General features: G+C 38.2%; 10 protein-coding genes, 19 tRNA genes, 1 pseudogene and 1 riboswitch. Of the genes and pseudogenes, 27 read left to right on the forward strand and 3 right to left on the reverse strand.

Annotated features, from left to right (window positions below):
• Positions 1–38 precede the first annotated feature (38 nt).
• The 19 genes from ACEN4L_RS01410 (at position 39) to ACEN4L_RS01500 (ending at position 1,970) form a co-directional block, all read left to right on the forward strand.
• Positions 39–112 (forward strand) — tRNA-Arg (locus tag ACEN4L_RS01410).
• Positions 113–142: 30 nt separating this feature from the next.
• A tRNA-Pro gene (locus ACEN4L_RS01415) sits at positions 143–216 on the forward strand.
• 9 nt (positions 217–225) lie between these two features.
• A tRNA-Ala gene (locus ACEN4L_RS01420) sits at positions 226–298 on the forward strand.
• 28 nt (positions 299–326) lie between these two features.
• Positions 327–400: transfer RNA gene (locus ACEN4L_RS01425), tRNA-Met, on the forward strand.
• A gap of 22 nt (positions 401–422) precedes the next feature.
• Positions 423–496, forward strand: a tRNA-Ile gene (locus ACEN4L_RS01430).
• A 37-nt stretch (positions 497–533) separates the two neighbouring features.
• Positions 534–623, forward strand: a tRNA-Ser gene (locus ACEN4L_RS01435).
• A gap of 41 nt (positions 624–664) precedes the next feature.
• A tRNA-Met gene (locus ACEN4L_RS01440) sits at positions 665–737 on the forward strand.
• Between the two features lie 40 nt (positions 738–777).
• Positions 778–850, forward strand: a tRNA-Asp gene (locus ACEN4L_RS01445).
• A 6-nt stretch (positions 851–856) separates the two neighbouring features.
• A tRNA-Gly gene (locus tag ACEN4L_RS01450) sits at positions 857–927 on the forward strand.
• A gap of 5 nt (positions 928–932) precedes the next feature.
• Positions 933–1,006, forward strand: a tRNA-Ile gene (locus ACEN4L_RS01455).
• A gap of 46 nt (positions 1,007–1,052) precedes the next feature.
• A tRNA-Ser gene (locus ACEN4L_RS01460) sits at positions 1,053–1,140 on the forward strand.
• A 42-nt stretch (positions 1,141–1,182) separates the two neighbouring features.
• Positions 1,183–1,254: transfer RNA gene (locus ACEN4L_RS01465), tRNA-Glu, on the forward strand.
• Between the two features lie 41 nt (positions 1,255–1,295).
• Positions 1,296–1,385, forward strand: a tRNA-Ser gene (locus ACEN4L_RS01470).
• Between the two features lie 41 nt (positions 1,386–1,426).
• Positions 1,427–1,499 (forward strand) — tRNA-Met (locus ACEN4L_RS01475).
• 39 nt (positions 1,500–1,538) lie between these two features.
• Positions 1,539–1,611, forward strand: a tRNA-Asp gene (locus tag ACEN4L_RS01480).
• Positions 1,612–1,626: 15 nt separating this feature from the next.
• Positions 1,627–1,699 (forward strand) — tRNA-Phe (locus tag ACEN4L_RS01485).
• A 10-nt stretch (positions 1,700–1,709) separates the two neighbouring features.
• Positions 1,710–1,780, forward strand: a tRNA-Gly gene (locus tag ACEN4L_RS01490).
• A gap of 17 nt (positions 1,781–1,797) precedes the next feature.
• Positions 1,798–1,871, forward strand: a tRNA-Ile gene (locus ACEN4L_RS01495).
• 27 nt (positions 1,872–1,898) lie between these two features.
• Positions 1,899–1,970 (forward strand) — tRNA-Glu (locus tag ACEN4L_RS01500).
• Positions 1,971–2,409: 439 nt separating this feature from the next.
• Here the strand turns inward: ACEN4L_RS01500 and ACEN4L_RS01505 are convergent.
• Positions 2,410–3,210: a hypothetical protein gene (locus ACEN4L_RS01505; RefSeq protein ID WP_407095570.1), complete on the reverse strand. Its 801-nt coding sequence runs from the start codon at positions 3,208–3,210 to the stop codon at positions 2,410–2,412.
• A gap of 120 nt (positions 3,211–3,330) precedes the next feature.
• Positions 3,331–3,417, forward strand: a riboswitch (SMK box riboswitch).
• Here ACEN4L_RS01505 and metK point away from each other — a divergent pair.
• On the forward strand, positions 3,415–4,605 hold the full coding sequence (gene metK / locus ACEN4L_RS01510; protein ID WP_407095571.1) for a methionine adenosyltransferase: 1,191 nt from the start codon (positions 3,415–3,417) through the stop codon (positions 4,603–4,605). Its footprint overlaps the riboswitch before it by 3 nt.
• A gap of 41 nt (positions 4,606–4,646) precedes the next feature.
• On the opposite strand, the gene ACEN4L_RS01515 is transcribed toward metK, so the two are convergent.
• Together ACEN4L_RS01515 and ACEN4L_RS01520 are read right to left on the reverse strand one after the other, a co-directional pair.
• Complete coding sequence (locus ACEN4L_RS01515) at positions 4,647–5,210, reverse strand: class I SAM-dependent methyltransferase (RefSeq protein WP_407095572.1); 564 nt, start codon at positions 5,208–5,210, stop codon at positions 4,647–4,649.
• 11 nt (positions 5,211–5,221) lie between these two features.
• A complete protein-coding gene (locus tag ACEN4L_RS01520; RefSeq protein ID WP_407095573.1) occupies positions 5,222–5,899 on the reverse strand; it encodes a phosphatase PAP2 family protein in 678 nt (225 codons plus the stop codon).
• Positions 5,900–6,189: 290 nt separating this feature from the next.
• Between ACEN4L_RS01520 and ACEN4L_RS01525 the strand changes: the two genes are divergently transcribed.
• The 7 genes and pseudogenes from ACEN4L_RS01525 (at position 6,190) to ACEN4L_RS01555 (ending at position 16,245) form a co-directional block, all read left to right on the forward strand.
• On the forward strand, positions 6,190–9,417 hold the full coding sequence (locus tag ACEN4L_RS01525; protein ID WP_407123576.1) for a LysM peptidoglycan-binding domain-containing protein: 3,228 nt from the start codon (positions 6,190–6,192) through the stop codon (positions 9,415–9,417).
• Positions 9,418–9,724: 307 nt separating this feature from the next.
• Positions 9,725–11,185: pseudogene (gene nagE / locus ACEN4L_RS01530) on the forward strand (N-acetylglucosamine-specific PTS transporter subunit IIBC); the annotation flags it as partial.
• Positions 11,186–11,267: 82 nt separating this feature from the next.
• A complete protein-coding gene (locus ACEN4L_RS01535; RefSeq protein ID WP_407095574.1) occupies positions 11,268–11,579 on the forward strand; it encodes a hypothetical protein in 312 nt (103 codons plus the stop codon).
• Between the two features lie 379 nt (positions 11,580–11,958).
• Positions 11,959–13,287, forward strand: a complete 1,329-nt coding sequence (locus ACEN4L_RS01540) for an arginine deiminase family protein (protein WP_407095575.1) — start codon at positions 11,959–11,961, stop codon at positions 13,285–13,287.
• 39 nt (positions 13,288–13,326) lie between these two features.
• Positions 13,327–14,340 (forward strand): ornithine carbamoyltransferase, encoded by a 1,014-nt coding sequence (argF, locus tag ACEN4L_RS01545; RefSeq protein WP_407095576.1) that lies wholly within the window; start codon positions 13,327–13,329, stop codon positions 14,338–14,340.
• A gap of 84 nt (positions 14,341–14,424) precedes the next feature.
• Positions 14,425–15,369, forward strand: coding sequence for a carbamate kinase (gene arcC, locus ACEN4L_RS01550; protein ID WP_407095577.1), 945 nt, complete (start codon positions 14,425–14,427; stop codon positions 15,367–15,369).
• Between the two features lie 168 nt (positions 15,370–15,537).
• On the forward strand, positions 15,538–16,245 hold the full coding sequence (locus ACEN4L_RS01555; protein WP_407095578.1) for a Crp/Fnr family transcriptional regulator: 708 nt from the start codon (positions 15,538–15,540) through the stop codon (positions 16,243–16,245).
• Positions 16,246–16,275 lie beyond the last annotated feature (30 nt).

Consider the following 16,275-nt stretch of genomic DNA (forward strand, 5'->3'; position numbering starts at 1 on the left):
CCGTGCCGGTTCGATTCCGGCCCTCGGCACCATTATTAGCACCCATAGCTCAATTGGATAGAGTACTTGACTACGAATCAAGCGGTTGCAAGTTCGACTCTTGCTGGGTGCATCTCTTTTAAAGAGTTTTTACTAACGTATACGGGAATTAGCTCAGCTTGGTAGAGCACTTGGTTTGGGACCAAGGGGTCGCAGGTTCGAATCCTGTATTCCCGATTTTATTTAGGGGCCTTAGCTCAGCTGGGAGAGCGCCTGCCTTGCACGCAGGAGGTCAGCGGTTCGATCCCGCTAGGCTCCATTGCAACAAGATTTCTTAATTTAATTATGGCGGTGTAGCTCAGCTGGCTAGAGCGTCCGGTTCATACCCGGGAGGTCGGGGGTTCGATCCCCTCCGCCGCTACTTTAATTGAATAAAAGAACTTGGACCTTTAGCTCAGTTGGTTAGAGCAGACGGCTCATAACCGTCCGGTCGCAGGTTCGAGTCCTGCAAGGTCCACTTTGATCTTTTCGATTAGAATTACCTTGTATTTCACGGAGGATTACCCAAGTCCGGCTGAAGGGAACGGTCTTGAAAACCGTCAGGTGTGTAAAAGCACGCAAGGGTTCGAATCCCTTATCCTCCTTATTGTGTCTGTAAGCAGTCATGGAAATTTATATTTATTATCGCGGGGTAGAGCAGTTGGCAGCTCGTCGGGCTCATAACCCGGAGGTCGCAGGTTCGAGTCCTGCCCCCGCAATAGTGCAACAATGCACTGAAAGAAAAATTAAGCTGATTTTGGTCTCGTGGTGTAGGGGTTAACATGTCTGCCTGTCACGCAGAAGATCGCGGGTTCGATTCCCGTCGAGACCGTTTTATGCGGGTGTAGTTTAGTGGTAAAACCTCAGCCTTCCAAGCTGATGATGGGAGTTCGATTCTCCTCACCCGCTTTTATGGGCCTATAGCTCAGCTGGTTAGAGCGCACGCCTGATAAGCGTGAGGTCGATGGTTCGAGTCCATTTAGGCCCATTACACCAATTAATTTATTGGTTTGTAAAAAGTAAAATTGTGGTTTGGGGAAGTACTCAAGTGGCTGAAGAGGCGCCCCTGCTAAGGGTGTAGGTCGTTAACGCGGCGCGAGGGTTCAAATCCCTCCTTCTCCGTTAGTTTTAGCACCAATCCATAATATTTCTATCAAGTTATCTGGCCCGTTGGTCAAGCGGTTAAGACACTGCCCTTTCACGGCGGTAACACGGGTTCGAATCCCGTACGGGTCATGAGGTTTTAAACCTCTTCAAAATAAACAATTGTTTATATCGGAGGATTACCCAAGTCCGGCTGAAGGGAACGGTCTTGAAAACCGTCAGGTGTGTAAAAGCACGCAAGGGTTCGAATCCCTTATCCTCCTTATCGTGTCTGTAAGCAGTCATGGAAATTTATATTTATTATCGCGGGGTAGAGCAGTTGGCAGCTCGTCGGGCTCATAACCCGGAGGTCGCAGGTTCGAGTCCTGCCCCCGCAATGTGCAGCAGTGCACTGAAAGAAAAATTAAGCTGATTTTGGTCTCGTGGTGTAGGGGTTAACATGTCTGCCTGTCACGCAGAAGATCGCGGGTTCGATTCCCGTCGAGACCGTTTAATTGAATATTTGGCCCGGTAGCTCAGTTGGTAGAGCACTTGATTGAAGCTCAAGGTGTCGGCAGTTCGACTCTGTCCCGGGCCATAACTAAAATGCGGGTGTAGTTTAGTGGTAAAACCTCAGCCTTCCAAGCTGATGATGGGAGTTCGATTCTCCTCACCCGCTCTTTTTTTATGTCTTTTGGGCCTATAGCTCAGCTGGTTAGAGCGCACGCCTGATAAGCGTGAGGTCGATGGTTCGAGTCCATTTAGGCCCATATTCTTCTTAGAAAAATAATTAATCAGGCCCGTTGGTCAAGCGGTTAAGACACTGCCCTTTCACGGCGGTAACACGGGTTCGAATCCCGTACGGGTCATTAAAATACAGAATGCTAAAAAGAGCTGTTCACAGTCAAATGACGTGAACAGCTCTTTTTGGTTGGTTTGACGTACGCAGGGGCAGTAAGATACCTGAGACAGCACCTATCGTTTCTTGAATAGGTTGGACATTCTATGCTAGCTGGACTCTATGCTGGAGAAATTTATTATCTCAAGTTCCATATTATCAGCTTATTCCCATTTCAGCTGTTCTACATCTTGGAGGACGGTAGTTTTATGAGGAAGAAAAAGATTTTATTTCTCATACTGGATTAAACGTTATTACGGATACTTTGCTGATTGCTCATTATGAATTGTAAATAAATAGAATATAAAAAAGAGAATTTTCGAATATAAAATCAGCAAAAATACCTTCATTAGAATGTGGTATTCTACCTTCATGCTAACAAAGTTATTTTTGCTGGGTGTATTCATGTTTTAAAGATTTGCGAAATAGAGGATTTCTGCAAAAATAAAGATTACTGTATACAGAAGTTGGAACAGCCGGAACGTTTTCAGTGTGACAGATTTGGAGTCTTTCCAACTATGAGTGATAAATAATCTGGCCAGACGGATGGCTAACGGGAGAGTTAAAATAAAAAGAAACAACTCCATACGAAATGTACTATACAAAAATAGTCCTGTACTTAGATAAATGAAAATCAGTAGGGTTACCAATATATAAGACTGGCCTATTGCAACACGAGGAGATTTTTTTTCTGCTAAATAACTGCCGATTTCAATAAACAAATGTAAGATGACCAATGGTGTACTCCAGACAATCAGTATTAAAGGAAGAAATTGCGCTTGAATAAAGAAACTTAAGTAGGTCAGCATACCACCTTTGAAAATTCCTAAAATCAAGACAGCAACAATAGGAAACTGGTTATCTTTAAGAACTTGTTGGAAATGAATGATTAAACTATATAAGATAATTAATAAAGCAATAGAATAATGGGATTGAAAGCTGAGAAATGCTATTAACAAGATATTCATTAATTCCATAAGATAAAACGGACCTTTAAGTTCTGATTTATTGAGAAACGAGTGCTTTTTTAAATAATTTTCAATACAGTAATTTACGAAAAGCAGTAAATAAAAAGCGATAAATTTTCCAATATTCAATGGGACATATTGAACAGCATAAAGGGTCCCTATCAGGAGATAGCTGAATGGAGTGAAGAGTACCAAAACTATTGGATTATATAAAAAGGTTTCAATGGTATTTTTTATGGGCATAAAAGACTGGCTCCTTTCTTCTAATTCCTATCTATCATACCAAAAAAATTAAAAGGAAAAAGAAAAAGATTTCAGTTTTTATAAGGCGTATCATTTTCGGAGAAATTGTGATAAACTGTATAAGGTTTGCAAAAGGATTCCCGATAGGATTCACTTTTAGTAGTGGAGAAGCCTTGTAACCGAAAAAACAAAGGGGGATATCTAATGTCAGAAAGAAAATTATTCACATCCGAGTCCGTATCAGAAGGACACCCGGATAAAATTGCTGATCAAATTAGTGATGCAATTCTTGATGCCATTTTAGAAAAAGATTCAACAGCTCGTGTAGCTTGCGAGACGATTGTTACTACAGGATTGGTTTTAGTAGCAGGAGAGATATCAACATCTGCGTATGTTGATATTCAAAAAATTGTACGTGATACCGTACGAGACATAGGGTATACAAGAGCTAAGTATGGTTTTGATGCTGAAACATGTGGCGTTCTTGTGGCAATTGATGAACAATCAGGTGATATTGCTCAAGGAGTTAATGATTCAGTCGAGTTTAGAGAACTGGATGATGATCAACTGAATCAAATTGGTGCTGGAGATCAAGGGTTGATGTTTGGTTTTGCTACAAACGAAACGCCTGAACTGATGCCATTGCCTATTTCATTGAGCCATCGTTTAACAAGAAGAATTGCTGCTTTGCGTAAAAACAAAGAAATCATGTATCTTAGACCAGATGCTAAAGCACAAGTAACGGTTGAATATGATGAAACAGATAAACCTGTTCGAGTAGATACAGTGGTTATCAGTACTCAACATGCTCCTGAAGTAGCGTATGAACAATTGAAACAAGACATGATCGATCAAGTGATTGAACATGAAATACCCGAAAACTTATTGGATGAAGAAACAAAATACTTTATTAATCCTACTGGTCGTTTTGTTATCGGTGGTCCTCAGGGAGATGCTGGATTAACAGGACGTAAAATCATTGTAGATACTTATGGTGGATATGCTCGTCATGGAGGCGGAGCCTTTTCTGGTAAAGATCCAACAAAAGTTGACCGCTCAGCAAGTTATGCTGCCCGCTACATTGCTAAAAATATTGTAGCTGCTGGTTTAGCAGACAAATGCGAGGTTCAGTTAGCTTATGCCATTGGTGTAGCTCAACCCGTATCTATTGCGGTAGACACATTTGATACAGGAAGAGTTTCTGAGTCAGCTTTAATCGAAGCTGTTCGCGCTAATTTTGACCTAAGACCTGCAGGCATTATCAAAATGCTTGATTTGCAAAGACCTATCTACAAGCAAACTGCAGCATATGGGCATTTTGGCAGAACGGATATTGATTTGCCATGGGAAAAGGCAGATAAAGTCGAAGTATTAAAAGGATTATTGGAGCACTAAAAAAAACGTTAGGACATTAAATTTGTCCTATCGTTTTTTTATTAGCGTTTTTCAATAGCGAGTAAGAAAGGAGGCTGATTTTGTTGATTGACAAAACCGTATCTTAGAACAGTGTACTCTTTTTGTGACAAATGAGAAGCAAAGTTCAAAACCGCTTCTTTTTCTTCACTTCCGCCTTCATGTCCATAGTAAACGACAACAATCAGTAAGGCTCCTTTTCTCAACATGGGAAGCAATGTTGAGATTGCTTTTAAAGTAGTATGACTTTTGGTGATGATCGATTTATCACTTTTTGGCAAATAGCCAAGATTAAAAACGGCTCCAGCTAGAGGTGTATCAACATTTAACACATCTTCGACTGTTTCATGACCTTGATGGTACAATTCTACTTGAGGAAGCAGGCTGGTGTAGAGTAGTTTTTCTTTTGTCTGTCGAATTGCTTGTTCTTGGACATCAAACCCGTAAACTTTACCATAGGGACCAACTAATTTAGCCAGTAAGACGGTATCGTCTCCGTTTCCAACAGTGGCGTCTACCACAATGTCTCCTGGACTGATGGTATTTATTAATAAGGTATGACTGAATCGCAAAGCATTTTCAATCAAAAGGTTCACTCCTATAACTTCATTTTTTTACTGAATGCGTTTCTCCACTTAGGATAGGTGCCTATAGTGAAGGCAAGCCATGCTGCTCCAACTGAGAAACCGCCTATAACATCTGTAGAAAAATGTACGCCAATATAAATGCGGCTGAGACCCACGATAAAAATCACTGCAGTTCCAATGATGAATAAACTATTCCGATATGTTTTGTGAGTGGATTTTTTGGATAAAAGAAATACAATACCGCCGTAACAAATCATGGCTCCCATAGAGTGGCCACTAGGAAAGGAATAACCGCCCTGTTCTACTAAATGTTCAATCAGGGGGCGAGAACGATGAAATATCAGTTTCAGTCCTTGATTTAACAATACCGATCCGACAATCGATTGAACTGCCAGCCATAGAGCAGCTTGATAATCCCTATACGTCCAAATTAAAAATGCGCTGGTTAATAAAATACTGATTGCGATATAATATACATCCCCAAAATCAGTAACCGCAATAAAAAAAGCAGATAAAGTTGTGTTTCTTAGAGATAGAACTGGATTACCGAGCCATTGGTCAAAAGCGTAAACCATCTCATTATTGATGAAGGCAAGTAATACGATGGCTAGAAAAGGAGTCAACAAAATAAGGCTCCATTGATACCAAGCAAACCGTTTTTTAAAAAATGTGTGTCTATTGTTTTCCATATGTTTCCAACTTTCTGTTTTAACTGTACTATGCAATTATATAGTTTATCACATATTGGAAAAACAGTTCACTAAAAGTTCTCATTTTGTAATATATGTACCAAGCAACAAACTCAATAGTACTAAGATATAAGAACACTTCTAATTGATTACATTCATGTGACAAATGTTAAATTTGATGCAACTTGATTTATAAGTGTTTCACTTATAAATGTTTATCGTTATAATTAAAACAACTATAGCACATAGGCACTTATTTGTTTATTTAATTAGGAGGGACCTACACTTTGGTGATCACTAGAAAAGAGAGAATCTCGTTGTTGGAAGAAGAAAGAACAATACACAAAATGAAACTTTCCAATGCAAGGCTCAAAAGAGGAACTGCACTGTTTAGTACGTCTTTATTGGTAGGTTTACTAGCATTTCCTACATACACTGAAACCGTTAAAGCAACTGAACTGGATAAAGATCAAGCAGAAGCAAATGAAGTAGAAAAAGATATCGAGGTTGCTGAAGGAGAAACAGTAGCTGTTGAATCTGAGACAAGTGGCGTAACTCAAGACAATTTAAATGATGCCTTATCAGAAGAAAAAGAGATTGAAAAAGAACAAAAAATAAATGAATTTAAACAATTGGTTTCTCAAGAAATTTTTGACGCTATTACCTTTGAGACTTTGTCTTTAGAAGATGTTGACCAATTAGTTGACAATGCTCTATTAACGGCTGATGCCAATCAAACATCTGCAGAAGAATCAGCAGATGGAGAAGCTTCTGAAGATCTAGTTGACGAAGAAAGTACTGAAGTTGCGGTTGAAACTAACACAGAAGATCCTGCAGAAGAACAAGCTTCAGAAATTCAACCAGAGACACCGGAAGCTGTGGAAGAAACAGAAGAAGCTGTAGAAGTGATAGAAACTGAAACACCTGAAGCAGAACTTGCAGAAGTGGACTCTGTGCCGGAAGAAGTTAGTGAGACTGAAGAACAAGCAGCAACAGAAGATATCATCGTAGAAATCGAAGAAGGAAAAACTGAAGCCGAAATACCAGAGGACTCTGTTGTAGAAGAAAATACAAAGTCTGAAGAAACAGTATCAGATGAGAAAGCTGCTTCAGAAGAAGCTCCTAAAGAACAAGAGAAAGAACAAGTTGTTGAAGCAGAAGTTCAAGCTGAGGTTCCTAAAGCTAGAATTATGGTAGCTACTACGTCAGCAACTGTTGTGAAGGAAACAACTGCTGAGAAAAAGATCCATGTAGTTAAAAGCGGCGACACATTAAATAAAATTGCCTCAACTTATGGCGTTTCGGTAAATGATTTAATCGGTTGGAACAACATTACGAATAAAAACGTAATCAAAGTTGGCCAGCAGATTTATATCAATCAACAAGCGCCTAAACAAAAGCAACTTGAAAACATTAGTACAGCTCAAACGGCAGAACAATTCATTGCAACTGTAGGATCATTTGCGAGTGAAGTAGCTGCTAAAAATAATCTTTATGCCTCTGTGATGATTGCTCAAGCTGGGTTAGAAAGTGGTTGGGGTTCAAGCAGCCTTTCTAAAGCACCGAACAACAATTTATTTGGTATCAAAGGTTCTTACAATGGCGAATCAGTTACTATGTATACCAAAGAATATTCAACAGCAACAGGATGGGTCAATATTCCGCAAAACTTTAAAAAATACCCTTCTTATGCTGAATCATTCCAAGATAACGCTAATTTATTAAAAAATGGAACATCTTGGAATTCTAATTATTACTCTGGAGCTTGGGTAAGCAACACATCTAATGTATACGAAGCTACAGCTTGGTTAGAAGGTCGTTATGCGACCGATCCAACTTACGCAGCTAAATTAAACAATTTAATCAAATTATACAATTTAATTCGTTTTGATGTAGCATCGCCTGGTTCAGGAAATACTGGTGATACAGGAAGCACGCCTTCTACACCAGTGATGCCAACCCCTTCTGAAAATGAAAATACGAATCCTGAAACTGGTACTACTAGTCAGTATACGATCCAATCAGGAGATACTTTGACAAGTATTGCTAAGAAATACAATACGTCAGTGGCGAGTTTGAAATCAATGAATAATTTGAAATCCGATACGATCTATGTTGGACAAAAATTAACAGTCAATGGGTCAGCACAAGGAGGAAGCACACCATCAACAGGTACTACTACTCCTAATACTGGTACAAGTACTGGCCAATACACGATTCAATCAGGTGATACACTATCTGGCATCGCTCGTAAATACAGTACAACAGTGGCGAGTTTGAAATCATTGAATAATTTAAAAACTGACACGATCTATGTTGGACAAAAGTTAACAGTCAATGGAGCAGCACAAGGAGGAAGCACACCATCAACAGGTACTACTACTACTCCTAATACTGGTACAAGTACTGGACAATACACGATTCAATCAGGAGATACCTTATCCGGCATCGCTCGTAAATACAGTACGACAGTAGCGAGTTTGAAATCATTGAATAATTTAAAAACTGACACGATCTATGTTGGACAAAAATTAACAGTCAATGGAGCAGTTAAAGAAGAAAGCAAACCGACAACTGGTACCACGACTAATACTGGCACAAGTACTGGCCAATACACGATTCAATCAGGAGATACACTATCTGGCATCGCTCGTAAATACAGTACAACAGTAGCGAGTTTGAAATCATTGAATAATTTAAAAACTGACACGATCTATGTTGGACAAAAGTTAACAGTCAATGGAGCAGCACAAGGAGGAAGCACACCATCAACAGGTACTACTACTACTCCTAATACTGGTACAAGTACTGGACAATACACGATTCAATCAGGAGATACCTTATCCGGCATCGCTCGTAAATACAGTACGACAGTAGCGAGTTTGAAATCATTGAATAATTTAAAAACTGACACGATCTATGTTGGACAAAAATTAACAGTCAATGGAGCAGTTAAAGAAGAAAGCAAACCGACAACTGGTACCACGACTAATACTGGCACAAGTACTGGCCAATACACGATTCAATCAGGAGATACACTATCTGGCATCGCTCGTAAATACAGTACAACAGTAGCGAGTTTGAAATCATTGAATAATTTAAAAACTGACACGATCTATGTTGGACAAAAATTATCGGTCAATTCTACTACGAATACAACAGCACCAAAACAAGATACGACGGTAACGAATCTAGATGCTGTTTATACTGTTAAGAGTGGAGATACATTAACAGGTATCGGTAATAAATACAGTGTTTCAATTGCAGATTTGAAATCTTGGAACAGTTTGAACTCAGATGCGATTTATGTCGGTCAAAAATTGGCTGTTAAAGTCGGCAGTTCATCTACTCCAACAAATTCATCAACTAGTTCAGCAAGCAAAAAACATACTATTGCCAGTGGTGATACATTGTCTGGATTAGCTTTGACTTTTAATATTTCTGTAGCTCAATTAAAAGAATGGAACAACTTAACATCAGATTTGATTTTTGTAGGACAACAATTGGCAATCAAATAAACAAGATCCACTTAGTAAAAGCAGCCTGAGATAGAATCATTCTATCTCAGGTTGCTTTTTTTAATTGGTATACTTTTAAAATGAAGCGCTTTATAAATGCGGAAATGATTATTGAAACAATATGTTCAAAGTGTTTAGAACTTTTTTAAAGAAGTGTTTAATATGGAATTGACAAGATAAATCTGAATTGGTATGATTCGTTTGGCGTACTGCTGATTGTTAAAATGAAAAGCTGTTTTTTATTCGTGCTAAAGATCAGTATGTGATTCAACTAATTGTATGGAGAAGAAATATTGGAGGGAAAAAAATGAAAGCATACTTTCAGAGGTTAGGTAGATCATTGATGCTGCCTGTTGCTGTATTACCTGCAGCTGCTATTTTAATGGGGATTGGTTATTATATAGATCCATCAGGTTGGGGTGGAGACAGTGTTATTGCTGCGTTTTTGATTAAATCAGGTGGAGCACTTATTGATAACATGGGAATTCTATTTGCTGTTGGTGTTGCCTTAGGAATGTCTAAAGACAAAGATGGAGCAGCTGCTTTGAGTGGATTGGTAGCTTGGCAGATTATCACCACTTTATTAGCACCTGATACGGTGGCTATGTTACAAAGTATTCCTGTCGATGAAGTAGATCCTGCATTTGGCAGCATCAAAACACAATTTATTGGAATCTTATGTGGTTTAATCGCAGGCGCATTGTACAATCGATTCCACAATGTCAAATTGCCTCAAGCGTTAGCTTTCTTTAGTGGAAAACGCTTAGTACCGATTGTGACTTCCTTTGTAATGATGGTTGTAGCGATGGTGTTATTATTTGTATGGCCACCAGTTTATAATGGCTTAGTAACATTTGGAACTTCTATCAGTGAACTAGGTGCTGTTGGAGCAGGTCTTTACGGACTCTTTAACCGTTTATTAATACCCACTGGATTGCATCATGCATTGAACTCTGTATTCTGGTTTGATGTTGCTGGTATCAATGATATTGGAAACTTTTGGGCTGGAACAGGAGTAAAAGGGGTCACTGGTATGTATCAAGCTGGTTACTTCCCTGTAATGATGTTTGGACTTCCTGCTGGAGCTTTAGCAATGTACCACACTGCAAAAACAGATAAGAAGAAAACTACAGCTTCATTGATGATGGCTGCTGGTTTCGCTTCATTCTTTACAGGTGTAACTGAACCGTTAGAGTTTGCGTTTATGTTCGTAGCTCCTGCTTTATACGTTACACATGCTGTTCTAACAGGTATTTCATTGTTCATTGCTGCTTCTTTCCAATGGACAGCCGGTTTTGGATTCTCAGCCGGGTTAGTGGATTATATCTTATCTTTCAACGTGCCATTAGCGAACCAACCTTATATGTTACTCGTTCAAGGGGTAGTATTTGCGGCTATTTACTATTTCTTATTCCGCTTTATCATCGTTAAATTTGATTTAGCAACTCCAGGACGTGGAGATGAAGTTTTAGATTCTGCAGCATTTGCTGAGGAACCTAAAACAAAAGGAAGCAAATCAAGTGCTAAAGATGCTGAATTTAGAAGGAAAGCTGAAATTATTCTTGCTGGTCTAGGTGGAGAAGAAAACATAGCTTCTATTGACAACTGTGCAACTCGTTTGCGTTTAGAAGTAAATGACATGTCTAAAGTTAACGATGCTAAAATTAAATCTGCCGGTGTCGCTGGTATCAATAAAGTAAGTGAGCGCAATATTCAAATAATTGTAGGAACGGAAGTTCAATTTGTTGCAGATGAAATGTCTAAATTAAAAAACAATTAATTGTGATAAAAAAACCAGTCTCCTATTTATTTAGAGACTGGCTTTTTTGAAAAATAAAGGAGCTGGGATCATGGATATAGAGAACCGAAATGAGTGGTTAGAACAGTTGACGGTTGGTGAAGAAGTGGGGATAAGGGAAGTGATAGAAGGCATTACTGCAACAGTCAATTATACTAAAGCCACTATTATAGACATCACAGTCGAAAAAATTCTTGTAGAAAAAAATCTAAACTTTAATAGAGAAGGAGAACTTCAACAAGAAAATAATTTAGGTACGAGGTTTACTTTTGAACTCATACCACTTACTCCAGAGATACAAAGAAAAGCGAAATTTTACCGTTTAAACCAATTTCTAGGATTGCTGTCTACTGGTGTGCTTTAAATAAAATAAGGTAGTAATAAAAAAATTAGAAAGACTTTCATTCTGAACAGAAGAATTGAAGGTCTTTTTTGTTTTGCCTCGAGTAAAAAATACTAATTGATAGAAAATTTATCCTCATTAAAAGGACTATCTTTTTCATTATGTTGATTTGTTTCATGAATTTTTTAGCAAATTCTCATCTTTAATATTTAGTGTATAAATACATTATAGTATACAATCTATGGCTTTGAAACTAGTTGAATATGCTTGACATGAATATTTATAAAAGGCGGTATAATTGTGTGACCAAATCGACATTTTAGATGTGTGTTTTTCTTTGTTAATTATATCTGAAAGCGCTATGATGCATTTGTAGATAAGAAAAGAGGAGGATATGATTATGTCAGAAACAACTATGCCAATTCATGTCAATTCAGAAATTGGTAAGCTTAAAACAGTTATGTTAAAAAGACCAGGAAAAGAAGTTGAGAACCTAACTCCAGAAATTATGGAACGGTTACTATTTGATGATATTCCGCATTTGCGTATTATACAAAAAGAGCACGATGCTTTTGCTAAAGCGCTAGAAGATAACGGAGTCGAAGTCTTATATCTTGAAAACCTGTCCGCTGAAGCTATTGATGCTGGCAACGTGAAAGAATCTTTTGTTGAGAAAATGCTGGAGGAATCAGCTATTCAATCTCCTAGTGTATATAAGACCTTAAAGAGTTATTTATTGAGTATGGAGACATTAGAAATGATCCAAACAATGATGGAAGGTGTTCGAAAAATAGATGTAGACATTCCTAAAGAACACTTAAGTGATGTTGCTGAAGAAGGCGGAGATCCTGTGGAACCAAAAGGCTCAGGAGATTCGTATTTCACCCGTGATGAAACCGATCATTTAATCGATGTCTCCAATGATGACGATTATCCGTTTTATATGGATCCTATGCCTAACCTTTATTTTACTCGAGACCCAGCGGCTGCGATGGGAAATGGTTTAACGATTAATCGTATGATGTTTGAAGCAAGACAACGGGAATCGTTATTTATGGAAGTTATTATCAAACACCACCCCCGTTTTGCTGAAAAAGGTATTGAAGTATGGCGAAATAGGAATCATACTTCTTATATCGAAGGCGGAGACGAACTGGTATTAAATGACAAAGTATTAGCCATTGGTATTTCACAACGAACTTCTGCGCAAGCTATAGAAGAGTTGGCAATTGAATTGTTTGACCGTGGTGCACCATTTGAAAAGGTGTTAGCCATAAAAATACCAAATGTTAGAGCCATGATGCACTTGGATACTGTTTTTACAATGGTGGATTACAATAAATTTACTATTCATCCAGGTATTCAACGAATTGGTGGGTCAATCGACATTTACATTCTTGAAAAAGGTGATGAGCTGGGGAAAGTAAATATTACGCACAAAACTGATTTAAAAGAAGTGTTGAAAGAAGCTTTGGGAGTTAAAGAACTGACCTTGATTCCATGCGGTGGTGGAGATGCAATTGCGGCACCTCGCGAACAGTGGAATGATGGTTCTAATACACTGGCAATTGCACCAGGGGTTGTGGTCACTTACGATAGAAATTATGTTTCAAATGATTTGATGCGTGAGCACGGTGTTAAAGTCATTGAAATTGCTTCAAGTGAATTATCCAGAGGGCGTGGAGGTCCGCGTTGCATGAGTATGCCCCTTGTTCGTGAAGATTTATAATGTATTAACCTAAATTATTCAGTAATGGAGGAAAGAAAGATGGAAAATGTTTTTCAAGGACGTAGTTTATTAGCAGAGAAAGACTTTACGAAAGCAGAATTGATGTATCTTATTGATTTTTCACAGCACCTGAAAGAGATGAAGAAAAAAGGTATTCCGCATCGTTATCTGGAAGGAAAAAATATTGCGTTGTTATTTGAAAAATCATCCACACGTACTCGTGCTGCTTTTACTGTAGCTTCTGTTGATTTAGGAGCTAAACCGGAATACCTTGGAAAAGACGATATTCAACTAGGAAAAAAAGAATCAGTAGAAGATACAGCTCGTGTATTAGGAAGTATGTTCGATGGAATCGAGTTTCGCGGCTTTAAGCAATCAAATGTAGAAAAACTGGCTAAATATTCTGGTGTTCCAGTATGGAATGGGCTGACTGACGAATGGCACCCAACACAAATGATTGCCGATTATTTGACCGTTAAAGAAAATTTTGGAACTGTAGAAGGCATTACATTGGTGTATGTTGGAGATGGACGAAATAATGTAGCTAACAGTTTGTTGGTTACAGGAGCTATTTTAGGGACTAATGTCCGTATCGTTTCTCCAGAAAGCCTATTCCCGGATCAAAAAATAGTGGACATGGCTCAAAAATTTGCAGAAAAATCTGGAAGTCAGTTAATGATTACGGATGATGTTGAAAAAGGGGTAAAAGATGCTGATGCATTGTATGCGGATGTATGGGTTTCTATGGGAGAAGAGGATAAATTTGAAGAGCGTGTCAATTTATTGAAACCTTACCAAATCAATATGGACATGATTCAAGCTACTGGAAAAGAAGATGTCATTCTGTTGCACTGTTTACCAGCTTTCCATGATACAGAAACAGATTATGGTCAGATGGTCAAAGAGAACTTTGGGATTGGTGAAATGGAAGTAACGGACGAAGCTTTCCGCAGCAAGTACGCGCGTCAATTTGATCAAGCTGAAAACCGCATGCACTCCATCAAAGCCATTATGGCTGTAACATTAGGAAATTTATTCATTCCAAAAGTTTAACACTGGAACGATGAAGGAGGCTGTGAATGGATCATAGCTTCCTTTTTTAATGGAATTATACTTAATAAAGAAGGAGAAATCGATATGCAAAAAAGAAAAATAGTCATTGCCCTAGGCGGAAATGCCATTCTATCCGAAGACGCTAGTGCTAAAGCACAACAGGAAGCGTTGAAAAATACAGCCGAGTATTTAGTGCAGTTCATTGAAAATGGGGATGATATCATCATTTCACATGGTAACGGTCCACAAGTAGGAAATCTCTTACTGCAACAAGAAGCTGCGAATAGTGAAAAGAATCCTGCAATGCCGTTAGATACTTGTGTAGCGATGACCCAAGGAAGTATTGGCTATTGGCTGCAAAATGCCATGAATCAAGTGTTATCTGAACATCATTTGGATAAAGAAGTCATCTCTGTAGTGACCCAAGTTGTAGTAGACGGAAATGATCGGGCTTTTGAAAATCCAAGTAAACCAATTGGGCCATTTATGTCTCAACAAGAAGCCGAAAAAGAGATGCAAAAATCTGGGGCTGTGTTCAAAGAAGATGCTGGCCGCGGTTGGCGTAAAGTTGTTCCCTCACCAACGCCAATCAGTATCAAAGAACATAAAGTGATCGATCAATTGGTAAAATCAGGTGTTGTTACTATTACAGTAGGTGGCGGCGGTATACCTGTTATCCAGCGAGGAAACAGCGTTGAAGGTGTTGAAGCTGTTATTGATAAAGATTTTGCTTCTCAAAAACTGGCTGAATTAGTCCAAGCTGATCTGCTGGTCATCTTAACCGGAGTAGACAATGTTTACATTAATTTCAATCAACCTGACCAAAAGAAACTGGAAGAAGTTTCGATTAATGAAATGAAGCAATACATGAAAGAGAATCAATTTGCAACAGGCAGTATGCTCCCAAAAGTTCAAGCAGCTATTCAATTTGTTGATCAATATCCAGAAGGTAAGGCAATCATCACTTCTTTAGAAAATATTAGTGGGGTATTGACAGAACAAGGTGGAACCATAATCACTGCAAACTAACTTAGTAACCAGTTTTAAAACTAAAATAAGAAAATTCAAATAGTGAAGCACAAAGTAAACGCTTTCTGGTTTACCTTGTGCTTCTATGCTATACTTGTATTGTGAAGAAGTTATTTTGTGCCCGCCTATATATTGTATGTAACTAGATTTATGAAATGGGGGATAAGTGTGTTAACTACCCAAGAACAGTTGTATAAAAGCGATGCATTAAGAGTTAATAAAGTCTTTTCGACCTTTACCGATGAAGAATTTAAGAAACTTCAAGAAGTGATGCGATTCCGAAAATATAAAAAAGGACAAATTTTATTTGAGGAAGGAGATAGAAAAGATAAATTTTTCTATCTAATAGGAGGTTTAGTTAAGTTAGAAAGATATGACGAGAGCGCTTTTTATATGTATACGGATTATGTAAAAGAAGACAGATTATTTCCTTACGGAGAAATATTTGCTGATGATGTCTATCGTTATACAGCTTATGCATTAACGGAAATTGAGTTGTATTCTATTCCAGCAAATATTCTCGAAGAAGTTCTTTCTGGCAATGCAAAACAGCTTTTGTATTTCTATAAACGGTTAACTGATATTTTAATCGACCATGAAGAACGGATTCAATATTTCGTGGGAACGAGTGCTAGCAGCCGAATTGTAAAAGCGTTAGCCTATTTGATGAACGAACTAGGTGAACCGGGTTCAAAGGAAGAAGTTATAGTTTCTTATCCTATTACTGTCTGTGAGATTGCTACAATTAGTGGTTGTTCAAGAGAAACAGTTGGAAATAAAATTAAACAGTTAAAGGAAATGAGTAAATTAGAACACAATCATAAGATACTCACTTTTAAAGACACCGATTATTTCAAAGAATATTCTGAGGATTGACTTGATTAAGGATTGCATTAAAAAAAGCAG

The sequence above is a fragment of the Desemzia sp. FAM 23988 genome (assembly GCF_045528365.1).
Classification (GTDB): Bacteria; Bacillota; Bacilli; order Lactobacillales; family Carnobacteriaceae; genus Desemzia.

Bases quoted from the DNA above. Each gene is read 5' to 3' on its own strand.
- ACEN4L_RS01505 (WP_407095570.1), bottom strand. From the start codon at position 3,210: ATGCCCATAAAAAATACCATTGAAACCTTTTTATATAATCCAATAGTT.
- metK (WP_407095571.1), top strand. From the start codon at position 3,415: ATGTCAGAAAGAAAATTATTCACATCCGAGTCCGTATCAGAAGGACAC.
- ACEN4L_RS01520 (WP_407095573.1), bottom strand. From the start codon at position 5,899: ATGGAAAACAATAGACACACATTTTTTAAAAAACGGTTTGCTTGGTAT.
- ACEN4L_RS01535 (WP_407095574.1), top strand. From the start codon at position 11,268: ATGGATATAGAGAACCGAAATGAGTGGTTAGAACAGTTGACGGTTGGT.
- ACEN4L_RS01540 (WP_407095575.1), top strand. From the start codon at position 11,959: ATGTCAGAAACAACTATGCCAATTCATGTCAATTCAGAAATTGGTAAG.
- argF (WP_407095576.1), top strand. From the start codon at position 13,327: ATGGAAAATGTTTTTCAAGGACGTAGTTTATTAGCAGAGAAAGACTTT.
- arcC (WP_407095577.1), top strand. From the start codon at position 14,425: ATGCAAAAAAGAAAAATAGTCATTGCCCTAGGCGGAAATGCCATTCTA.